Origin of the sequence: Dactylosporangium cerinum (assembly GCF_042653625.1) — a bacterium.
Taxonomy (GTDB): Bacteria; Actinomycetota; Actinomycetes; order Mycobacteriales; family Micromonosporaceae; genus Dactylosporangium; species Dactylosporangium cerinum.
This window is the reverse complement of sequence record NZ_JBHSIU010000131.1, coordinates 229,829-249,451: the sequence shown is the minus strand read 5'-3', so window position 1 is coordinate 249,451 and position 19,623 is coordinate 229,829. Positions and strand designations below refer to the sequence as shown.

Below are 19,623 nucleotides of genomic sequence, written 5' to 3'. Positions count from 1 at the left end.
TCGAGGATCTTACCCAACAGGTGAAGAACCTTCTCGATGCCATCGTGAGCTGGGAATTCATCGACATGCAACAGGGCGAGCAGGACCAGTCGTAATCTTGCGACGATTGCATCGAAGTATTGCGTTGGGCTGTGGGTTGCTGGCAGGATTCCAGCGCAGAAGCCGACATGCGATGCCAGCACCGCCAACCGCGCCGTGACACGCGTGGGCTGCTCGTTGCCGGTCCGCGGGCCCGCCTGCCCGCTGCCCCGCCACGCAACGCCCCCGCCCGCCCCGTCGCACGTGCCCACCCGCCGCGCCGATCGCCGCGCCCGACCGCCATCGGGCCGGTCAACTGCCGTGCGCGGGCCGGACACTCCGACGGGCACACCCGAGGAGTCCACATGGGAGTTTCCCGCCGCTCCGTCATCACCACCGCGCTCGCCGGGACGGCCGCCACCGCCCTGCCGGTCGCGGCCGCCACCACCGCCGCCGAGGCGGCCAGCCCGCCCGGCGACGTCGTCGGCAAGGTCACCGTCGGCTACCAGGGCTGGTTCGCCGCCCCCGGCGACGGCGCGCCGATCAACGGCTGGTGGCACTACAGCCCCAACTGGTCCCAGCCGCCGGCCCCGGGCGCCTGCTCCATCACCTGCTGGCCCGACATGCGCGACTTCACGCGCGGGTACCGCACGAACTTCGCCAACCTCGGCAACGGCCAGCCGGCGAACCTGTTCTCCTCCTACGACCAGCAGACCGTCGACACCCACTTCCGGTGGATGCAGGAGAACGGCTGCGACGTCGCGGCCCTGCAGCGCTTCAACCCGTTCGGTGGCGAAGGACCGACCCGCGACGCGATGGCGGCGAAGGTCCGCACCGCCGCCGAGGCCACCGGGCGCAAGTTCTACATCATGTACGACGTCACCTGGTGGCTGACCATGCAGTCGGAGATCAAGACCGACTGGACCACCAAGATGTCCGCGTACACCGCCTCCCCCGCCTACGCGAAGCAGAACGGCAAGCCCGTCGTGTGCATCTGGGGCTTCGGCTTCAACGACGACGGCCGTCCGTTCACCCCGGCGCAGTGCCTGGACGTCATCAACTGGTTCAAGAACCAGGGCTGCTACGTGATCGGTGGCGTGCCCACCCACTGGCGCCTCGGCACCGACGACTCCCGCGCCGGTTTCATCGACGTGTACCACGCCTTCCACATGATCTCGCCGTGGATGGTCGGCCGGATCAGCGACAACAACGGCGCCGACTGGTTCTACACCAACCGGGTCCTGCCCGACCTCGCCGACCTCAACGCCCGTGGCATCGACTACCAGCCGTGCATCATCCCCGGCGACCTCGCCTCCGGCCACCGCCGCCACGGCGAGCTGATGTGGCGGCAGTTCTACAACCACACCCGCGCCGGCGTGCCGAGCGTCTACATCTCGATGTTCGACGAGTTCAACGAGGGCAACCAGATCGCCAAGACCGCGGAGAGCGCGGCGTGGCAGCCGACCAACTCCGGGATGCGCGCCCTCGACGAGGACGGCACCCCCTGCTCGTCGGACTACTACCTGCGCCTCACCAACGACGGCGGCCGGATGCTCAAGGGCCAGATCGCGCTGACCGCGACCCGGTTCACGGTGCCGTTCCCGACCGGCCCCGACCAGACCGCGCCGAGCGTCCCCGGCAACCTGCGGGTCACCGGCAACACCGACACGACCGTCGCCCTGGCCTGGAACGCCGCCACCGACAACGTGGGCGTCGCCGGCTACCGGATCTCCCGGGTGAGCGGCTCGGGTTCAGTGGCCATCGGCACTACGGGGAGCCTCGCCTTCACGGCGACGGGGCTGACCGGGTCGACGGCGTACACCTTCGTCGTCGCCGCCTACGACGCGGCGGGCAACACCTCCGGCGCCTCCAACGCGGTCACCGTCACCACGTCTGCGCCGCCGAACAACACCACCAACCTGGCGCAGGGCAAACCCACCTCGGAGAGCAGCCACACCCAGGTGTACGGCAGCGGCAACGCCGTCGACGGCAACACCGGCACCTACTGGGAGAGCGCCAACAACGCGTGGCCGCAGTGGCTGCAGGTCGACCTCGGCGCCGCCACCGCCGCGCGGCGGGTCGTGCTGACCCTGCCCTCCAACTGGGGCACCCGCACCCAGACGCTGTCGGTCACCGACGGCAGCACCGGCGCGACCATCGTGAGCTCGCGCGGCTACACGTTCGACCAGAACGCGGCCAACACGGTCACCATCACCCTGCCCACCACGACGTCCGTGCGGTACCTGCGGCTGAACTTCACCGCCAACACCGGCTGGCCCGCCGGCCAGGTCTCGGAGTTCCGCGTCTACACCGGCTGACCCGAACCTCCCTGACCGACGCCGACGGTCAGGGCCAAGGCGGGTGGCGACCAGGCGTCCGGTCGCCACCCGCCGCCTCAGGCGGCCTTGAGGTAGCGGCCCATGTGGTACAGCAGGGGCAGGCCCTCCCGGTGTTCCCCGAGGACCGGCTCGGCGAGCACGATTGCGTGGTCGCCGGCGTGGACGCGTTCCACCACCCGGCAGACGAGGACCGCGAGGGCGCCGTCGAGGACCGGGACGTCGTGCGGGCCGGACCGCCAGCGGGTCGGGGCGGCGAACCGGTCGATGCCGCTGGTCGCGAACTGGCGCGCGACCTGCTCCTGCGCGTCGGCGAGGACGTGCACCCCGACGTGGCCGGCGGCCTCGACCGTCGGCCAGCTCGACGAGCGGCGGTCGAGGCAGAACGACACCAGCGGCGGGTGCAGCGACACGGACGTAAACGACGTGGCGGTGAACCCGGCCGGGCCGGACGGGCCGGGCGCGGTGATCACCACGACACCGGCCGCGTGCCGGCGCAGCAGCTGGCGGAACAGGTCGGGTTCGATGGCGGTGACGGTCATCGGGGTCCCCCTTGAGCTGTCAGTGCGGGTGGACGGTGAGGATCGGGGTCGCGTCCGCGTCGGCGCGCAGGCGCTCCAGCCACTGCACGACGTGCGCGGCGACGGTGCGGTGGGTGGCGTCGTTGAGCACGTCGTGCCGGCCGTCGCGGACCGTGGCGAGCTCGGCCTTCGGCAGGTCCGCCGCGAGCCGCCGGGCGGCGTCGACGGGGCTGACGGTGTCGGCCTCGCCGTGCAGGACGAGGACCGGCACCGCGACCGGCGCCGGGGCGAGGAGGTTCGCCGCCACCGGCAGGGCGAGCGCCCCGCGCTGGAAGCCGGTATCGCCGGTCAGCCGCGCCTGGTGGGTCGGGCACGCGGTGCGGGCCTGCAGTTCGTCGTCCCAGTCCACGGTGACCCCATCGGCCGCCGGGGCCCCCGCCGCGACCACCCCGGCGAACAGGTCCGGGTGCGCGGCCGCGACGGCAAGGGCGTGCAGCGCGCCGGTGTCGGAGCCGGCGAGCACGACCGGACCCGGCGCGTCCTGGGCGAGCGACACAGCCGTTTCCGGGGTCGCGGAACGCACCGCGTAGCCGTCGGCGGCGATGCGGCGGCCGAACCGGTCGTAGACGCCGGCGTGCTCGCCGCGGCCCGGCAGGATGAGCACCGTGCCGCGGACCGCGATCGCGGCCGGCGGGTCCCAGCGGGCGCCGGCCACGACGGGCGAGCCGATCGTCGCGGTCATCGGGCACCCGCCGCGACCGGCTCAGCCTGGGAAGCCGGCTTCGAGAGCTCACGGTGTGCGAGCTCCTGGCGGATCAGCGGCAGCAGGTGCCGGCCGTAGTCGATCGCGTCGTCCAGCGGGTCGTAGCCACGGATCAGGATCGTGGTGACGCCGATGTCGACGTAGTCGAGCAGGGCCTTCGCGACGGTCTCGGGCGTGCCGACCAGCGCGGTCGAGTTGCCGCCGGCGCCGGTCGCCTTGGCCGGTGCGGTCCACAGTGCACGGTCGTGCAGGTCACCCTTCGCGGCCGCGGCGAGCAGCCGCTGCGAGCCCACGTTCTCCGGTGCGCCGTTGGTGCGCCACGCGCGCTGCGGCCACTTCGCCGCGCCACTGGTGATCGTGTCGAGGATCGAGTGCGCCCGCTCCCAGGCGAGGTCCTCGGTCGGGGCAAGGATCGGGCGGAACGACACGCTGATGCCGGGCACGTCGGTGCGGCCGGCGGCGGCCGCGGCGGCCCGCACGGACGCGATCTGCTCCGCGGTCTCCTTCAGCGGCTCGCCCCACAGCGCGAACGTGTCGGCGTGCTTGCCGCCGACCCGGTACGCCGCCTCCGACGACCCTCCGAAGAACAGCGGGATACGGTGCGCCGGCTGGACGTGCGCGGCGAAGTCGGCGAAGCGGTAGTAGCGGCCGTCGTAGTCGAACGGCTCCGGCGAGGTCCACGCCCGGCGCAGGATCTCCAGGTATTCGTCGGTGCGCGCGTACCGCTCGTCCTTGTCGAGGTAGTCACCGTCGCGCTGCTGCTCGGTGTTGTTGCCGCCGGTGATCGTGTGCACGGCAACCCGGCCACCACTGAACTGGTCCAGGGTCGCGAACTGCCGCGCGGCGAGCGTCGGCGCGACGAAGCCGGGGCGGTGCGCGATGAGCAGGCCGAGCCGCTCGGTGTGGGCGGCGACGTGCGCGGCGACCTGGCCGCCCTCGGGCCAGCCGGAGCCGTAGCCGATGAGGATCCGGTCGAAGCCGCCGTCCTCGTGGGCGCGGGCAAACCGGCGCGTGTACGCCGGGTCGATCACGGGCCCGGACGGCGCGTGGATCTCCGAGGCGTGCTGGGTGCCGATCATGCCGACGAACTCGACCGTCATGACGTGTGCTCCTTCGTGTGCTGGGAACGGTTCAGCGCGGCCTGGCCGGCCGCGGCGAGGATGGTGTCGTCCTGTGGGGTGTGGATGCGGGCGCAGAGCACGTCACGCAGGTGGCGCTCCAGGGGGTTGCGGCGGTTGAGGGCGTTGTTGCCGACGAGCGCGACGGCCTGCTCCACCGCGCCGATCGCGGCCCGGGTGGCGACGAGCTTGCCGATGCCCGCGTCGACGGGGAGCCCGGCGTCGTAGTCGGCGGCCTGGGCGCGCACCAGCACCCCGGCCGAGACCAACGCGGCCTCGATCTCGCCGACGGCGCTCTGGAAACGGGGCAGGGTCGCGAGGGGCTTGCCGAGCGCGGCCGGGACCCGCTCGTGCAGGAAGCCGACCAGCCAGTCACGGGCGGCGGCGGCGACACCGAGGTACAGGGCGGCGAGCCCGAGCGCGTTCCAGTCGCGGATGTCGGCGGCCGTCTCGACGAACGCTTCCAGGGGCACCCGCACCCCCTCGAGATGCACGTCGTCGCTGCGGCTGGCGCGCAGCCCGAGGTGGTCCCAGGTCGGTTCGATCCGGATGCCGGGGCTGCCGCCGCGGACCAGGAACGACCCGACCCGGGCCGGGTCCTCGTCCGTGCGGCCCCAGACGGCCATCCAGGACAACGCGACCGCACCGGTCGAGAAGATCTTGTGCCCGTCGATCACCCAGTCGGCGCCGTCGCGGCGGCCGATGGTCGCCGGCAGGCCACCGCGAGCGGGGGTGCCGAGCTCCGGTTCGACCCGCAGCGCGTTGACGAGCGCCGGCCACTGCCGCGACTCGGCGAGCAGTTCGTCGTAGAGCTCCGCCGGCCACGACGGCCGGCGCGCCTGCGCGGCGTGGGTGAACAGTGTCATCGCCGTGACCAGCGCGACGGCCGGGTCCCCGGCGCCCAGTGCCGAAAGGATGTCGACGGTGCGGGCAAGCCCCGCGCCCTCGCCGCCGTAGCGGGTCGCGACGGTGGCGGTCAGCAGCCCGTGCTTGTGCACGACGGCGATCCCGTCGTAGGGGAACGACGCGTCCCGGTCGTGCTCCGCCGCGCGGGCGGCCAACTCCTGCGTCACCACGTCCAGGCTCATGCGGAACTCCTTTCCAAGGACGGTGGGTGGTGGACCGTGACCGGCGGCGGCGGGGCGGTGAGCGCCGCGATCTCGACGAGGGCGTGCTGGCCGGTGCAGCCCTGCGACAGCCGGGAGCTGGGCACGTCGCCGGTGAGGACGTTCGGGTTGCCGTGCACGCACAGCAGCCGCCCGCCGGGCTCCTCGACGGGGTCGAACCAGGCACCGGTCGGCAGCCGCACCACGCCGCGGCGCAGCCCGTCGTCGAGGACCACGCCGGCGAGGCATGCGCCCCGGTCGTTGAAGACCCGCACGACGTCGCCACCGAGGATCCCTCGATCGGCGGCGTCCAGGGGGTGCACGTGCAGCGCCTCCCGGCCCGCGCGCTTGCCGGCGAGGCTGGTGGCGCCGACGTCGAGCTGGCTGTGCAGCCGGGTGTCGGGCTGGTTGGCGATGAGCAGCAGCGGGAACCTCGCGGCGGCCGGCGCGCCGAGCCACTCGTCGGGCTCCAGCCACGCCGGGTGGCCGGGGCAGTCCGGGTAGCCGAACCCGGCGACGGTCGCGGAGTACAGCTCGATCCGCCCGCTCGGCGTCTTCAGCGACGTCCGCCCGGCCCGGAAGTCCTCGAAGAGGGTGAAGTGGGTCGGGCCGGCCGGCAGCTCGTATTCGCCGGCGGCCCAGAACGCGTCGAAGTCCGGCACGTCGTGACCTTCGGCGCGCAGGTCGTCGCGCCAGCCGTCGTACAGGTGCCGCAGCCACTGCCGCGGGGTGCGCCCCTCGGTGAACGCGTCGCCGAAGCCGAGCCGGTCCGCCAGGGCAGCCAGGATCGCGTGGTCGTCGCGGGCCTCCCCGACCGGGTCGACCGCGCGGTGCATCGCGATGAGGTGGGTGTCGCGGCGGCCGCCGCCGACGTCGTCACGTTCGAGGCTGGTGGTGACCGGCAGGACGATGTCGGCGTGCCGGGCGGTCGACGTCCAGTGCGGTTCGTGCACGACGACGGTGTCCGGCCGGCCGAACGCGGCCCGCAGCCGGGTCAGGTCCTGGTGGTGGTGGAAGGGGTTTCCGCCGGCCCAGTACACGAGTCGCGCCTGGGGATAGGTGCGGCGTTCGCCGTCGTAGTCGTAGGTGTCGCCGGGCCGCAACAACATGTCGGCGATGCGGGCCACGGGGATGAAGTCGCGGACCGGGTTGGCGCCCTGCGGCAGCCACGGCAGGCGGCGGTTGGGGCCGTGGTCGCCGACGTCGCCCATCGAGCCGTAGCCGTGGCCGAAGCCACCGCCGGGCAGGCCGATCTGGCCGAGCAGCGCCGCGAGGGCGATCCCGGCCCACACCGGCTGCTCGCCGTGCTGGGCCCGCTGCAGCGACCAGGTGACGGTGACCAGGGTCCTGGCCGCCGCCATCCGCCGCGCCAGGGCCCGGATGTCCGCGGCGTCGATGCCGCAGATCGCGGCGGCCCACTCGGCGTCCTTGGGGGTTCCCCCGAACAGGTACTCCGACAGCACGTCGAAGCCGGTCGTGTACGCGTCGAGGAACGCCCGGTCATGCAGGCCCTCGGCGACGAGGGTGTGCGCGAGGGCGAGCATCAGGGCGGTGTCCGTGCCGGGCACGACCGGCAGCCACGTGGCGTCCGTGCCGGCCAGCAGATCCGCGGGTAGGTCGGCGCGCAGCGGGCTGACGAGCACCACCGGGACCCGCCGTTCGGCGAGCCGGCGCAGGTGGCCGGGCGTGCTGTGGCGGGTGACGCCGCCCGGGGTGACGAAGACGTTCTTCGCCGGGACGCCGCCGAACGCGACCAGCAGCTCGGTGTGCTCGGTGAGCGTCGGCCACGAGGAGGCGTTGCGCAGCACCTCCTCGGCGTCGCCGACGACGTGTGGCAGCAGCACCAGGGACGTGCCGAGGCTGTAGGAGTTGCGGGAGCCGGTGTAGCCGCCGAACCCGTTGAGGAACCGGTGCAGCTGGCTCTGCGCGTGGTGGAAGCGGCCGGCGCTGGCCCAGCCGTACGAGCCGCCGAAGACCGCCGCATTGCCGTGCTCGCGGCGGACCCGGTCGAGCTCGGCCGCCACGAGGTCCAGGGCGGTGTCCCAGTCGACCTCGACGTAGCCGTCGCGGCCGCGCCGGTCGGTCGGGCCGGGACCGTCGTCGAGCCAGCCGCGCCGGACCGCGGGCCGCGCCACCCGGGTGCGGTGCCGCAGCCCGCCGGCGACGTTGCCCAGCAGCGGCGACGGCGCCGGGTCGGCCGGATGCGGCTCTACGGTCAGGGTGTCGCCGGCGCCGGCCCGGACCCGGAACGCGCCCCAGTGCGACGTGGTGGGGGTGCTCATCGCGCGCCGACCACCAGCCGGGACCGCCACTCGTCGGCGTGGTGGCACGCCACCGACCACGCCTCCTGCACCGTGTCCTCGACCGTGGCCGGTGCCGCGGTGCAGCGCCCGGTCGCGAAGGGGCACCGCGACGCGTAGGAGCAGGCGTCTGGCCCGAACGCCGCGACCGGCTGGTGGTCCGGGGCCGGCCGCAGCGCCCGCGCCGGGATCGGGTGCTCCCGGCGGACGCTGGGCGCGGACGCGGTGAGCAGGGCCGTGTACGGGTGCCGCGGCTCGCTCAGCACCCGCTCGATCGGGCCCTGCTCGACCAGTCGCCCGCCGTAGAGCACGGCGACCCGGTCGGCGATCCCGGCGAGGGAGCTCAGGTCGTGGGAGATGACGACGACGGTGACCCCGGACCGGTCCCGCAGGTCGGCGAGGAGGCGCAGGACGTGGTTGCGGTTGGACGCGTCGAGGGCGCTGACGGGCTCGTCGCACAGCAGCAGCCGCGGCTGGAGGGCGACGGCGCGGGCGAGCAGCACCCGCTGCCGCTGGCCGCCGGAGATCTGCCCCGGCAGCCGGCCCGCGAGGGACTGGTCGAGCCCGACCTGGGTGAGGGCGGTGGCGACCCGGGCGTCGATCGCGGCCCGGTCCAGCGTGCCGGCGACGGTGAGCCCCTCGGCGACGATCCGGGCGACGGTGTGCTGCGGGTCGAGGGCGCGCAGCGGGTCCTGGAACACGTACTGGACCTGGCCGGTGCGCCGCCACGCCCGGCGGGCCTTGCCGCGCAGCGCGGTGAGGTCGGTGCCGTCGAACGTGATCCGGCCGGCGCGCACCGGCGACAGCCCGACGACGGCCCGGGCCAGGGTGGTCTTGCCGGAGCCGGTCTCGCCGATGATGCCGAGGATCTCCCCCGCCTCGACGTTCAGCGACAGGTCGGCCAGGACCCGGTGCTTGTCGAACGTGACGTCGAGCCCGTCCACGGACAGCAGGATGCTCATGCCGCCACCTCCGCTGCGCTCCGGCGTCGGCCTGAGCTAAAACTGAGCCCCTGATTCACGGCCCCTCCGCTGCGCTCCGGCCCGCTCATGCGCCCACCAGTTCCAGGGTCGCGGCCCGGTGGCACCGGACCTGACGGTCGTCCACTGTGGACAGCTCGACGGGGGTCGCGCAGGCGTCGGTCGCGTGCGCGCAGCGGGCCGCGAACCGGCACCCGATCGGCATCGCGCCCGGCTCCGGGGGCCGCCCCGGGATGACCTCGAGGTCGCGGCGGCGCCAGTCGCCCAGGGACGCGACCCGCAGCAGGGCCTCCGTGTACGGGTGCCGCGGGTTGGCGATGACGTCGGCGGTCGGGCCCTGCTCGACGATCTCACCGGCGTAGAAGACCGCGACCCGGTCGCAGACCTCGGCGACGACGGCCAGGTCGTGGCTGACGAGCAGCAGCGCCAGGCCGCGCTCCTCCCGCAGGTGCCGCAGCAGGTCCAGGACCTCGGCCTGCACGGCGGCATCGAGGGCCGTGGTGGCCTCGTCGGCGACGAGCAGCTCGGGTTCTCCGGCGACGGCGATGGCGATGAGGGCCCGCTGGAGCATGCCGCCGGACAGTTCGTGCGGGTACTGGTCGTACACCGCGGACGCCCGGCGCAGCCCCATCGCGCTGAGCAGCTCGACGGCGGCGGCGCGGGTCTGGTTGCGGGGCAGGCGGCGCTTGAGCCGCAGCTGCTCGGCGAGTTGCCGGCCGACGGTCAGCGACGGATTGAGGTAGGACGCCGGGTCCTGGAAGACGGCGGCGAGCCGGTTGCCGCGCACCGCGTCCCACCCGCGCCGGTCGAGTGTGGTGAGCTCGGTGTCGCCGAGCTGGAGACCGCCGCCACCCACCGTGACACCGGGCGGGAGGACGCCGAGGACGGCCCGGCACGTGAGTGTCTTGCCCGATCCGGATTCGCCGACGAGCCCGACGGACTCGCCTCGTGCAATGGTGAACGACACGTCCCGAACGGCATCGTGGCCGGTGTTCAGCGTCACTCGGAGCTGATCGACTCGCAACACCGACGTCATGCCACACCGCCCGGGCGGATGGCGTCGGCGAGGGCGTTGAGGGCGGCGACCGCCACCATGATGAGGGCCGCGGGGATGACCGGCGCCCATGGTTGCTGGGACAGGAATCCGAGCTCGCTGGCGAGGACTCCTCCCCAGGTGGGAGCGGGCGGCTGGACGCCGATGCCGAGGAACGTCAGCGACGACACCGCGAGCAGCGCGCCGCCAGTGGCCTGCGCGGCGGTGACGGCGACGGTCGGCACGACCTTGCCCCACACGTGGGTGCGCAGGATCCGCCATCGCGAGGCACCGAACAGCTCGGCCGCCTCGACGTACTGGGCCCGGGTGAGGCTGAGCCCGGCGGCGCGGGTGACCCGGAAGAACAGCGGCGCGAAGAGGACCCCGATCGCCACCATCGCCTGCGTGAGGCCGTTGCCGAGGATGCCGGTGACCGCGATCGCGAACACGATGAACGGCAGCGTCATCACGGCGTCGACGGCGCGCAGCAGCACCCATTCGACGGTCCGGCCGAGCCACAGCGACGCGAGGCCGGGCAGGACCCCGAGGGCCAGCCCGACGCCGACGCTCTCCAGGGCGGCGACGACGGTGGTGCCGGTGCCGGCGAGGAGCCGACTGAACACGTCGCGGCCGAGGTAATCGGTGCCGAACAGGTGGGTGAGGCTCGGCCCGCGCAGCGCCAGATCCGGGTCCTGCAGCAGCGGGTCGTGCGGGGTGACGGTCCCGCCGAAGACGGCGAGGAACGCGACGACGGCGAGCACGGCGATCGCGAACCGCGCCGACGGCAGCCTGAAGGTCGGCCGGCCGGCCGTGATCACGCTCATCGCTTGCCCTGGGGGGTCAGCCGCAGCACGGCGATGTTGACGAGGGTGTTGCAGACCAGCACGACGGTGACGGTGACGAGCAGGGTGCCCTGGATCAGCGGGACGTCGTGCTGCCCGGACGCCTGCAGCGCCAGCTGGGCCAGGCCCGGCAGGTTGAAGATCTTCTCGGTGACGACGGCGCCGCCGAGGATCATCGGCACGCCGATGCCCAGCACGGTGAGGGCGGGCCCGATGGCGTTGCGCAGCGCGTGGCCGAACAGGACCCGGCGGGTGCCGAGGCCGCGCACGACCGCGCCGGTGACGTAGTTCTCGCCGAGCTGCCCGACCAGCGAGGTGCGCAGCTGCCGGGCGATGGAGGCGGCGATGTCGAGGCTCAACGCGAGCGCCGGCAGGATCGCGAAGCGCAGCCACTGGCCGAGGCCGTTCTCCAGCGGCACGTAGCCGCCGGCCGGCAGCGCCTTGAGCAGCACCGAGAAGACGATGATGAGGCCGATGCCGAGCACGAACGGCGGCAGCGTGCCGAGCGCGGAGGCGACGGCGGTGACGGCCCGGTCGAGGCGGCTGCCCTGCCGCAGCGCGGCGGCGATCCCGGCGGCCCCGCCGATGAGCACGGCCAGGAGGATCGCGAGGCCGGCCAGGGCGAGATCGACGGGGAGCGCGGCGAAGATGCTGTCGGCGACCGGGATGGTGGTGAAGTACGACCGGCCGAGGTCGCCCTGCAGCGCCGAGAACAGCCAGTCGACGTACTGCACGGGCAGCGGCCGATCGAGGCCGAACTCGTGGTTCATCCGGGCGATGTCGGCCGGGGTCGCGGTCTCGCCGAGGACCGCAGCGGCCGGGTTGCTCGGCGACAGCGCGCCGAGCCCGAACGTCAGCAGCGACGAGAACACGAACACCACGACGGGCGTGGCGAGGGTACCGATCCAGCGCCGGGACCTCCGCTTCGGCGGCGCCGGGTCCGGCTTTGCCAAAGCCACCGGAGCCGGTCGCGACAGCAGCGTCGTCATGACACGGTCACCCCTTCGAAGCGCTGGACGACGGTGAACTCGGGGATCGCCGACACGTTGGCGCGGCGGGCGAGGATTCGCGGCACGCTGTAAAGGAAGACGTTGGGCATCGACTTGACCGCGATCGCGGTGGCCGCCTGCAGCACGCTCGGGTAGGACGGGTCGTCGAGCGGGGTCTTGCTGACCTTCGCGAGGGCCTCGGCGAGCTCCGGCGGGGTCTGCCGGCCGGGGTTCATCAGGCCTTCCTTGCCGAACAGCACCTGGAACGCCTGGACGGCGGAGTCCCGGCCGGCGAACTGGTCGACGAACAGGGCCTTGCTGTGCTGGACGTACACCAGCTGCGTTGCCTGTGCCTGCGGGATGACCTCGATGGTGGCCTTGAACCCGGCGGCGTTGAGCTGCGACTGCAGTTGCTCGGGCACGCCCTCGGCCTTGGCGGTGGTGATGACGACCTCGACCGGCGAGGTGCCGTAGCTCGACTGGGCGAGGAGCTGCTTGGCCTTGTCGGGGTTGTACTGGTAGATGCCGTCGAGGCTGTTGCTGTAGCCGGCATAGCCCTTCGGGAACGGCTGGTAGGCGACGTCGCCGTGGCCGAACTGCGCGGTCTTGAGCAGCGCGGCCCGGTCGACGGCGTAGCGAAGCGCCTCGGTGACCTTCGGGTCGTCGAACGGCTTCTTGGCGATGTTGACGTCGAGGACCGCGACGACCAGCGACGGGATCACCTGGACCTGCAGGCCGGCGGCCTTGGCGGCGTCGACCTGGCTGCCGGGGATCTGCGCCACGTCGTACTGCCCGGACTGCAGCGCAGCCACGACCGTGGCGGACTCCGGCAGCGGGTACGCCTCGAAGCCGCCGAGCTTGATGTTCGCGGCGTCCCAGTAGTCGGGGTTGCGGGTGAGGGTGGCCTTGGAGTTCTGCACGTACGAGGTGAGCGTGAACGGCCCGGCGCCGACGGGCCTGGTCGCGAGGGCCGCGGCGTCGGCCTCGAACGCCGCCGGGCTGACGATCATGCCGGTCTTGCCGGCGAAGAGGTTCGGGATCTGGTAGTCGGCCTGGGCGAGACCGATGACCACAGTGGTGGCGTCGGGTGCGGTGACCGACTTGACGTTGGCGAGCTGCGCGGCGATGAGCGACTTGGGGAAGTCGCGGCCGCGCTCCAGGCTCTTCTTCACCGCGGTCGCGTCCAGGGCGGTGCCGTCGCTGAACTTGAGGCCGGGCCGCAGCGTGAACGTCAGTGTGGTGCCGGCGGCGTCGTACTTCCAGCCGGTCGCGAGGGCCGGGACGGCGTTGCCCTTCTCGTCGAGCTTGGTGAGGCCGGCGTAGACCAGCGACAGCAGGTGCACGTCCCAGCCGGCGGACGAGGTGACCGGGTCCCAGCTGGTGACGCTGGACCAGCCCCACTTGAGGGTGCCGCCGGCGGTGCCACTGGGGCCGGCGACCGTCCCGTCACCGCAGGCGGCGAGCAGGGTCGCGGTGCCGGCTGCGGCACCAAGTCCGAGGAACGACCTGCGGGTCAGCGATGAGCTCATGGGGACGGAGCCTTTCGAAGGTGTCGGAGGGTGCTTGAGGGTGCACGGAACCGCCCGCAGTGGGTGCGGCTTCAAAGAAAGAGTTGGGCGACAGGCCCGAAGAGATCGACGGTGACTTATCGACAGAGGGCGCTGGCCGTGCGCCGGAAGTCGACGTAGCGACGAACTACGCCGGGGTGGGTCGATGTCATGTGCCCATCATGCGGACGCCGCTTCAGTGTCGTCAATAGCCATCGGGAAGTGTCCTATTGTTCGAGACAAATCCGATGGTTTTTATAGGAGTTCTCAGGCCGGCGCGACCCGCTCGACCGCGTCCAGGTACTGCTGCAGAGGCCGCCATCCCGGCACGATCTCCCTGCCCAGGGGCCCTTCGAAGAGCAGCGTGGGCAATGCGTAACGCAGACCGCCGTCGATCGGCTTGGCCGCGCCGCAGTGTGGACCCGGCGCGGTGAGACCGATCACCTCGGCCGCCGGGCGGCGGGTCTCCAGCCAGTCCGCGCGCACGGCGGCCTCGATCCGCGGGTCGTCCAGGTCCCGGGCGAAGGCGTCGAGATCGAGGCCTCCGACCTCCGCCGCCGCGGCCAGGACGCGCTCGGCGGTGTCGGCCGGCTCACCCCTGAGGAACATCGCCTCGCGGAGCTTTCTCAGCACCGCGCTCTCGGCGCCCTGCCGGGCCGCGGCCTTGGCCCCGAGCGACGCCGGCCACGAGCTCAGCGCGACCCGCTCCAGCCGGGCCGGGCAGGGCGCGCCGGTGTGCCCGGAGACCTGCTGGACGAACCGGAAGTACCAGGCGGTCTCCGCGGCCGGGTCCGGCGGCGGGTCGTCGTCGAGGTCGAACAGGATGCCGTACACCCGGCGCCACCGGGACCGGCCCCCGGTCAGCTCGCGCAGCCGCTGGAACGTCGGCTCCGACCCCCATGCCCACGGGCACATCGGGTCGGTGAACTCGACGACCTCCAGCACGGTCAGTCCGTTTCCGTCTCGGTCCCGGCTGTGAACAGACTCGGCAGGTTGACCACGATGCCCTCCTGGCTGCTGCGGGCGATGACCACGACCGCCTCGTCCTCGCCCGGGTTCTCCTCGCGGTGCGGCACGAACGGCGGCACGAAGATGTAGTCGCCGGGTTCGGTCTCGAGCCTTCGTTCGGCGCCATCCTCGGCGAACACGAACACCGGGTGACCGGAAACAACGTAGATGGCGGTCTCGGCCTCGCCGTGATGATGGTCGCCGGAGCTGGTCGCCGGGGCCACGTGCGTCTGGCCCATCCAGACCTTCTCCGAGCCGACGGTCTTGCCCGAGACGGCCTCCAGGCGGGTCATCCCGCTGGTCTGCCGGGTGTCGCCGCTGAGCTCCTTGCCCTTGATGTGCCGCAGCGGCGCGTGCCAGTGGTCGGTCATGTTCGCATCCTTACTTGGTACTGCCGACGAGGCCCAGCAGCGACGCCGCGGGCTCGGCCGGCGCATCGGTGAGCAGGTCGGCGATCGTGACGCCGGTCAGGATCTCCTCGGTGCGGGCTTGGATCGCCCGCCAGACCGCGGTCACGCCGGGCGCCCTGGTCGTGTCGGCCGACCCTTCGAGACTCTCACCGTGCACGGTCATCAGCTCGCCGTCGACCGCGCCGACGACGTCAGCCAGGGTGATGGTGGCGGCGTCGCGGCCGAGCCAGTATCCACCCTCGCAGCCGCGCTGGCTGCGCACCAGGCCGGTCCGGCGCAGGTCGCGCATGACGGACTTGAGGAACCGGTAAGGGATGTGCTGGGCGGCCGCGATCCCCTCGCAGACCAGTGGACGCCCGGCGTCGGCCGCCAGTTCCACCAGTGCGCGGATCGCGTAGTCCGCCTTCGCCGATATGCGCATCGCGGGACACATCCTCGCCGACGGGGTTGATCGCCTACCCCGGAAACCCTACCAAACGACTTCGGTATGTATCCATTCCCGTCCGCGCATTAAAGTCCTTTAGTCCGTTTTGTCGTTAAGGTCACCAGTGGCTGGGCACGACGCCCGGCCGGACGGGAGCGACGAAGCATGAACCGCAGAAGTCTGCTGCTGGGCGCGGGCGCGGTGGGCCTCACGGCCGCCGTCGGCGGCGCCGCGATCGCGGTGGCCGCACCGGAGGACATCGAGGCGGGTCGGCGCCCCCAGCCGCTGCTCACCTGGGAGCTGACCGGCGGCTTCGTCCCCGCCGGCTGGAACGCGCTGCGCGCCCCGCGCCTCGCCGCCTACGACGACGGCACCCTCATCGCCGACGCGAACCGCCGACTGAAGATCGGCCAGGGCACGCTGCGCTCGCTGCGCAACCACGCCGCCGCCGTGCTGCGCGACCCCGCGAACACCCGCCGCCGCCCCGGTGCCCCGATGATCGCCGACGTGCCGTCGACGGTGTTCACGCTGCGCGCCAACGGTCGCCGCTCCCGCGCCCAGTTCGAGGGGCTCGAGGAGACCCGCTCGGACCGCGCGTATCCGCCGGCGTCGTATTCGCTGCTGGACCACCTCGCCCAGCTGCGCGACCGCACGCTGAAGAGCGGCTCGCCGTTCCACCCGGACGCGGTCCGGCTCATCGCGGTCCTGCTCGACCCCACCCAGCCGCAGCAGCCGACCGTCGTCGAGCCGTGGCCGGCCGGGGTGCCGGTGCCGCACCTGCGCAAGGACGAGTTCGTCGCCCAGCTCGACCTCCGCGACCGGCAGGCCCGCGCCCTGCTGCGCGCCGTGCCGCGCCCCGACCCCACCCGCTGGCCGGTTCTCGCCACCCAGGACGGCAAGCTCTTCCAGGTCAACCACCGGTTCCTGCTCCCCCACGAGTAGCCCGTGCCGGGCCCGCCTCAACCACGCGGGAGCGGCGGGGCGCGCCGCACGGCCGGGCTGATCGTCGCGGCGACGGCGGTGGCGAGCATGACGCCGGTCAGCGCGAGGATCGTGCCGGTCGGGCCCGCGCCGGCCAGCAACAGCCCGGCGCCGAGCGACCCGATCGGCATGACGCCCCAGGAGACCGTCATCGCCGCGCTGGTAACGCGGCCCAGCAACTCGTTGGGGACCAGCAGGGCGCTGTAGCTGACGATCACGACGTTCCACAGCGGTCCGACGAACGCGGTGGCCGCGCCGATCGCGCCGATCTGCAGGGCGTTGGTGGTGAGCAGGAAGAGCGGCAGCAGCGCGGTCCAGATCCAGTTGACCCCGATGATGACCATCTTGGGGCTGAGGTGGCGATGCAGCCTGGTCGCCGCCAGCGCGCCGAGCAGCCCGCCGCCGGAGTAGACGCCGAGCATCGTGCCGATCTCACCGGCGGTGGCGCCGCGGCGCTGGGCGAGCACGACGAGGACGAGGACCAGCGCCTGGAAGACCAGGTTGCTGGCGGCGATCAGCAGGATCGCGGCCCGGATCAGCGGGTGCCGCCAGATCCAGCGCAGACCGGTGGCGGTCGCCTGCCAGAGGGGTTCGGCCGGGGCGACGGGCCCGGTGCGCAGCTCCTTGCGCAGCGACAACAGCGCGACCGAGGCGGCGGCGTAGGAGATCGCGTCGACCAGGAACGGCAGCGTGCGGTCCAACCCGAAGAGCAGGCCACCGATCGGGCCGCCGGCCAGCGCCGCACCCCGGCCGCGGGCCTCGTTCTGGGCGAGCGCCGTGGGCAGCTGCACGGCCGGCACGATGACGGGCAGGGCCGCGGTCTCGGCCAGGCCGAAGAAGACGGCGCACATGCCCTGCACGAACGCGACCACGACCAGCTGCGCGACGGTGAGCGCGTCCAGCCACTGGGCGATCGGGACGCTCAGCAGGGCCAGACCGGCCAGCGCCTCGCTGGCCCGGAGGACTCGACGGCGGTCCCACCGGTCCACCAGCGGCCCGGCCGGGAGCTGGGCGACGAGGAAGGGCAGCGTGCCGGCCGCCGCGACGAGGCCCGCGTCGGCGGCCGATCCGGTGGTGGCCAGCACCAGCAGCGGCATCGCGGTCGCGCTGATCCGGGCGCCGAGGGCGGAGACGACCTGCCCGCTCCAGAGCGTGACGAAGTCGCGGTTGCGCCACAGCGCCGGCACGCCCGGCTCGGCCACCCTGGTCACGACGTCTGGTCCGACGTCTGGTCCGACGTCTGGTCCGGCGCGGGGTCCGGCGCGGGGTCCGGCGCGGCTTCCGGCGCGGCTTCCGGCGTGGCTTCCGGCGTGGGGAAAGCGTGGAACAGGACAGTGACGTGCCGGCGGCCGGGTGCGGGGTCGCGGTGCCAGCGGTTGAGGAAGGCGATGTACTCCTCGCCGAACCGGGCCAGTTCCTCCTCGGTGAGCGCGGTGTGGCCGAAGGAGTGCTGGGCGGCGACGGCGAACTCGCCGTGCTCCTCCCGGTTGGCCAGGTAGGTGTGCAGGTCGCGCTCGGAGCGCTCCAGCCACTGCCGGCCGACCTCCATGGCGGCCGCCGCGACGTCGGCGTCCGCGGGCCGCCTGGGCAGGCGCATGTCCTGCGGGACTGACCGCCAGTATCGCCGCCGGCCGGCGGAGCGACCGGTGTCCTCCTCGATGAAGCCGAACCGGGCCAGTTGGCGCAGGTGGTAGCTGGCCGCGCCGCGGTCCACGGCGAACTCGGTCGCCAGGTCGGCGGAGGTCGCCGCGCCGCGCCGCTGCAGGCGGGTCAGCATCTGCTGCCGCAGCGGATGCGCGAGCGCCTTGAGCGCCTCGATGTCGGTGAGGACGCGGGCATTCTCATCGGGCATGATGAGAATATATCTATGCAAAGATTTCTTCTCAACCCCGTGCTGGTCGTGCCGTGGCGGCGATCCCCCGCACGACGGTGGCGACCAGACGGTCGAACGTTTCGTCCACGTCCTGCGGCAGCCCGAATCCGCCCGACGTGTGCAGCACTGCGAAGCCGTGCATGACGGCCCGGGCGATCCGGGTCGCGTGGACGACCTCGTCGTCGTCCAGGCCGTAGCCGCGCAGCACGGCGAAGGGCACCTCGACGAACCGGTTCCCCGCGGCCGCGACCGCCGGATCGGGGTCGGGAGCCTGCGGCAGCAGCGCGTAGCGGTGCGGGTGGGTCACCGCGTAGTCGTGGTAGGCGCGCATGAGCGCCTCCAGCGCGGCGTCACCACTGAGGCCGAGCACGGCAGTCGTGGTCGCGGCGGTGAACTCGTCGAACAGACGCACCGCGAGCAGGTTGCGCAGGTCGGCGAGGCTGCCGACGTGCTTGTACAGCGACGGCGTGGCCACCCCGGTCCGGGCGGCGACCGCGGCCAGGGTCAGCGCGGCCGGGCCCTCGGCGTCGACGAGGGCGAGCGCCGCGTCCACGACCGCGTCGCGACTGAGGCCGGCCCTAGGCAACGGCGTGCTGGTTGAGGAAGGCGATCACGGCGGCCGTGGTCTCTGCGGGGAACTCCGAGTGCGGGTAGTGGCCGGCGCCCTCGATCATCGTGACCTTGCCGCCGAGGCGCGAGGCGATGAGGTTCGCCTCGGCCGCCGGGTCGGGGAAGTCGGGGTCCCTGGTGCCCATGACGACCAGTGCCGGGGTGTGGACCTCGGGCGTGCGGGCCTCGCACACGGCGACGTCGGCGGCGAACATCGCCCGCAGCGCGGCCATCCGGCCGGGCTCGGCCAGGTTCGCCGACAGGGCCGCCCGCTCCTCGCGGAAGTTGGCCGGCTTCCGGGTCTTGAAGAGGCTGGCCCAGTACAGCATCCACAGCGGACGGAAGCGGCCGACCGCCCAGGCGGCGGCGCGCATCACGGGGTTGGGCTTCGGCATGACCCGGGCGAACGGATCGCTGAGCACGATGGTGCGGAACAGCTCGGGTGCCTCGGCGGCGGCCCAGACGGCGGTGGCGCCCGTGTAGGAGTTGGTGAACAGCACGGCGGGGCCGGCGTCGAGGTGGCGCAGCAGGGCGACGGTGTCGCGGCCGATCGCCTCGGGCGTGTAGTCGGTCCAGACGGCGTCGGTGGCGCCGTGGCCGCGCAGATCCATCGTCACGACCCGGTAGCCGGCTTCGACGAACAGCGGGCGAAGCAGTTCGTAGGACTTGCGGGTCACGCCCATACCGGGCAGGCACAGCAGCAGGGGTCCGGCGGTGCCGCTGTCGTCGTACGCGATCCGGCCGCCTTCGTGGCTAAGTTCCATA

At 72.9% G+C, this 19,623-nt stretch carries 19 protein-coding genes; 2 read left to right on the top strand and 17 right to left on the bottom strand.

The annotated features are described in order from the left end of the window. Positions 1–383: 383 nt before the first annotated feature. Positions 384–2,336 carry a galactose-binding domain-containing protein gene (locus ACFPIJ_RS63180; RefSeq protein WP_380129201.1) on the top strand — a complete coding sequence of 651 codons (1,953 nt, stop codon included), beginning with the start codon at positions 384–386 and terminating at the stop codon, positions 2,334–2,336. A gap of 77 nt (positions 2,337–2,413) precedes the next feature. Here ACFPIJ_RS63180 and ACFPIJ_RS63175 read toward each other — a convergent pair whose 3' ends face one another. The 13 genes from ACFPIJ_RS63175 to ACFPIJ_RS63115 form a co-directional block, all read right to left on the bottom strand. Beyond that, a complete protein-coding gene (locus tag ACFPIJ_RS63175; RefSeq protein ID WP_380129200.1) occupies positions 2,414–2,896 on the bottom strand; it encodes a flavin reductase family protein in 483 nt (160 codons plus the stop codon). A gap of 19 nt (positions 2,897–2,915) precedes the next feature. Then, positions 2,916–3,617 (bottom strand): alpha/beta hydrolase, encoded by a 702-nt coding sequence (locus ACFPIJ_RS63170; RefSeq protein WP_380129199.1) that lies wholly within the window; start codon positions 3,615–3,617, stop codon positions 2,916–2,918. Beyond that, the gene (locus ACFPIJ_RS63165; protein ID WP_380129198.1) at positions 3,614–4,738 is read right to left on the bottom strand and encodes an LLM class flavin-dependent oxidoreductase; all 1,125 of its coding nucleotides are present in this window, start codon (positions 4,736–4,738) and stop codon (positions 3,614–3,616) included. Before ACFPIJ_RS63165 ends, ACFPIJ_RS63170 begins: the two co-directional genes overlap by 4 nt. Further along, positions 4,735–5,844 carry an acyl-CoA dehydrogenase family protein gene (locus tag ACFPIJ_RS63160; protein WP_380129197.1) on the bottom strand — a complete coding sequence of 370 codons (1,110 nt, stop codon included), beginning with the start codon at positions 5,842–5,844 and terminating at the stop codon, positions 4,735–4,737. Before ACFPIJ_RS63160 ends, ACFPIJ_RS63165 begins: the two co-directional genes overlap by 4 nt. After that, positions 5,841–8,144: a molybdopterin-dependent oxidoreductase gene (locus ACFPIJ_RS63155; protein WP_380129196.1), complete on the bottom strand. Its 2,304-nt coding sequence runs from the start codon at positions 8,142–8,144 to the stop codon at positions 5,841–5,843. The genes ACFPIJ_RS63160 and ACFPIJ_RS63155 overlap by 4 nt, the downstream gene beginning before the upstream one ends. After that, positions 8,141–9,124, bottom strand: coding sequence for an ABC transporter ATP-binding protein (locus ACFPIJ_RS63150; protein WP_380129195.1), 984 nt, complete (start codon positions 9,122–9,124; stop codon positions 8,141–8,143). The genes ACFPIJ_RS63155 and ACFPIJ_RS63150 overlap by 4 nt, the downstream gene beginning before the upstream one ends. Before the next feature lie 85 nt (positions 9,125–9,209). Next, a complete protein-coding gene (locus ACFPIJ_RS63145) occupies positions 9,210–10,109 on the bottom strand; it encodes an ABC transporter ATP-binding protein (protein ID WP_380129194.1) in 900 nt (299 codons plus the stop codon). A 65-nt stretch (positions 10,110–10,174) separates the two neighbouring features. Continuing rightward, positions 10,175–10,999 carry an ABC transporter permease gene (locus ACFPIJ_RS63140; RefSeq protein WP_380129193.1) on the bottom strand — a complete coding sequence of 275 codons (825 nt, stop codon included), beginning with the start codon at positions 10,997–10,999 and terminating at the stop codon, positions 10,175–10,177. Next, positions 10,996–12,006 carry an ABC transporter permease gene (locus tag ACFPIJ_RS63135; RefSeq protein ID WP_380129192.1) on the bottom strand — a complete coding sequence of 337 codons (1,011 nt, stop codon included), beginning with the start codon at positions 12,004–12,006 and terminating at the stop codon, positions 10,996–10,998. The genes ACFPIJ_RS63140 and ACFPIJ_RS63135 overlap by 4 nt, the downstream gene beginning before the upstream one ends. Further along, entirely contained in the window at positions 12,003–13,535 is a 1,533-nt protein-coding gene (locus ACFPIJ_RS63130) for an ABC transporter substrate-binding protein (protein ID WP_380129191.1), read from the bottom strand. The genes ACFPIJ_RS63135 and ACFPIJ_RS63130 overlap by 4 nt, the downstream gene beginning before the upstream one ends. A gap of 285 nt (positions 13,536–13,820) precedes the next feature. Then, on the bottom strand, positions 13,821–14,498 hold the full coding sequence (locus ACFPIJ_RS63125) for a DsbA family oxidoreductase (RefSeq protein ID WP_380129190.1): 678 nt from the start codon (positions 14,496–14,498) through the stop codon (positions 13,821–13,823). 2 nt (positions 14,499–14,500) lie between these two features. Continuing rightward, positions 14,501–14,932, bottom strand: a complete 432-nt coding sequence (locus ACFPIJ_RS63120; RefSeq protein WP_380129189.1) for a cupin domain-containing protein — start codon at positions 14,930–14,932, stop codon at positions 14,501–14,503. A 10-nt stretch (positions 14,933–14,942) separates the two neighbouring features. After that, positions 14,943–15,392 carry an RrF2 family transcriptional regulator gene (locus ACFPIJ_RS63115; protein ID WP_380129188.1) on the bottom strand — a complete coding sequence of 150 codons (450 nt, stop codon included), beginning with the start codon at positions 15,390–15,392 and terminating at the stop codon, positions 14,943–14,945. Positions 15,393–15,560: 168 nt separating this feature from the next. On the opposite strand from ACFPIJ_RS63115, the gene ACFPIJ_RS63110 reads away from it, so the two are divergent. Then, entirely contained in the window at positions 15,561–16,337 is a 777-nt protein-coding gene (locus ACFPIJ_RS63110; RefSeq protein WP_380129187.1) for a hypothetical protein, read from the top strand. Positions 16,338–16,354: 17 nt separating this feature from the next. Here ACFPIJ_RS63110 and ACFPIJ_RS63105 read toward each other — a convergent pair whose 3' ends face one another. The 4 genes from ACFPIJ_RS63105 to ACFPIJ_RS63090 are packed head-to-tail and all read right to left on the bottom strand — an operon-like array spanning position 16,355 to position 19,622. After that, positions 16,355–17,587 carry an MFS transporter gene (locus ACFPIJ_RS63105; protein WP_380129186.1) on the bottom strand — a complete coding sequence of 411 codons (1,233 nt, stop codon included), beginning with the start codon at positions 17,585–17,587 and terminating at the stop codon, positions 16,355–16,357. Continuing rightward, on the bottom strand, positions 17,584–18,228 hold the full coding sequence (locus tag ACFPIJ_RS63100) for an ArsR/SmtB family transcription factor (protein ID WP_380129185.1): 645 nt from the start codon (positions 18,226–18,228) through the stop codon (positions 17,584–17,586). The genes ACFPIJ_RS63105 and ACFPIJ_RS63100 overlap by 4 nt, the downstream gene beginning before the upstream one ends. Positions 18,229–18,259: 31 nt before the next feature. Further along, positions 18,260–18,835 carry a TetR/AcrR family transcriptional regulator gene (locus tag ACFPIJ_RS63095; RefSeq protein WP_380129184.1) on the bottom strand — a complete coding sequence of 192 codons (576 nt, stop codon included), beginning with the start codon at positions 18,833–18,835 and terminating at the stop codon, positions 18,260–18,262. Then, the gene (locus ACFPIJ_RS63090; protein WP_380129183.1) at positions 18,828–19,622 is read right to left on the bottom strand and encodes an alpha/beta fold hydrolase; all 795 of its coding nucleotides are present in this window, start codon (positions 19,620–19,622) and stop codon (positions 18,828–18,830) included. Before ACFPIJ_RS63090 ends, ACFPIJ_RS63095 begins: the two co-directional genes overlap by 8 nt. Between the last annotated feature and the right edge of the window lies 1 nt (position 19,623).

What these genes read in the sequence shown, in the direction of transcription:
- ACFPIJ_RS63180 (WP_380129201.1), top strand. Translation starts at nt 384, where the DNA reads ATGGGAGTTTCCCGCCGCTCCGTCATCACCACCGCGCTCGCCGGGACG.
- ACFPIJ_RS63175 (WP_380129200.1), bottom strand. Translation starts at nt 2,896, where the DNA reads ATGACCGTCACCGCCATCGAACCCGACCTGTTCCGCCAGCTGCTGCGC.
- ACFPIJ_RS63170 (WP_380129199.1), bottom strand. Translation starts at nt 3,617, where the DNA reads ATGACCGCGACGATCGGCTCGCCCGTCGTGGCCGGCGCCCGCTGGGAC.
- ACFPIJ_RS63165 (WP_380129198.1), bottom strand. Translation starts at nt 4,738, where the DNA reads ATGACGGTCGAGTTCGTCGGCATGATCGGCACCCAGCACGCCTCGGAG.
- ACFPIJ_RS63160 (WP_380129197.1), bottom strand. Translation starts at nt 5,844, where the DNA reads ATGAGCCTGGACGTGGTGACGCAGGAGTTGGCCGCCCGCGCGGCGGAG.
- ACFPIJ_RS63155 (WP_380129196.1), bottom strand. Translation starts at nt 8,144, where the DNA reads ATGAGCACCCCCACCACGTCGCACTGGGGCGCGTTCCGGGTCCGGGCC.
- ACFPIJ_RS63150 (WP_380129195.1), bottom strand. Translation starts at nt 9,124, where the DNA reads ATGAGCATCCTGCTGTCCGTGGACGGGCTCGACGTCACGTTCGACAAG.
- ACFPIJ_RS63140 (WP_380129193.1), bottom strand. Translation starts at nt 10,999, where the DNA reads ATGAGCGTGATCACGGCCGGCCGGCCGACCTTCAGGCTGCCGTCGGCG.
- ACFPIJ_RS63135 (WP_380129192.1), bottom strand. Translation starts at nt 12,006, where the DNA reads ATGACGACGCTGCTGTCGCGACCGGCTCCGGTGGCTTTGGCAAAGCCG.
- ACFPIJ_RS63130 (WP_380129191.1), bottom strand. Translation starts at nt 13,535, where the DNA reads ATGAGCTCATCGCTGACCCGCAGGTCGTTCCTCGGACTTGGTGCCGCA.
- ACFPIJ_RS63120 (WP_380129189.1), bottom strand. Translation starts at nt 14,932, where the DNA reads ATGACCGACCACTGGCACGCGCCGCTGCGGCACATCAAGGGCAAGGAG.
- ACFPIJ_RS63115 (WP_380129188.1), bottom strand. Translation starts at nt 15,392, where the DNA reads ATGCGCATATCGGCGAAGGCGGACTACGCGATCCGCGCACTGGTGGAA.
- ACFPIJ_RS63110 (WP_380129187.1), top strand. Translation starts at nt 15,561, where the DNA reads ATGAACCGCAGAAGTCTGCTGCTGGGCGCGGGCGCGGTGGGCCTCACG.
- ACFPIJ_RS63100 (WP_380129185.1), bottom strand. Translation starts at nt 18,228, where the DNA reads ATGCCCGATGAGAATGCCCGCGTCCTCACCGACATCGAGGCGCTCAAG.
- ACFPIJ_RS63090 (WP_380129183.1), bottom strand. Translation starts at nt 19,622, where the DNA reads ATGGAACTTAGCCACGAAGGCGGCCGGATCGCGTACGACGACAGCGGC.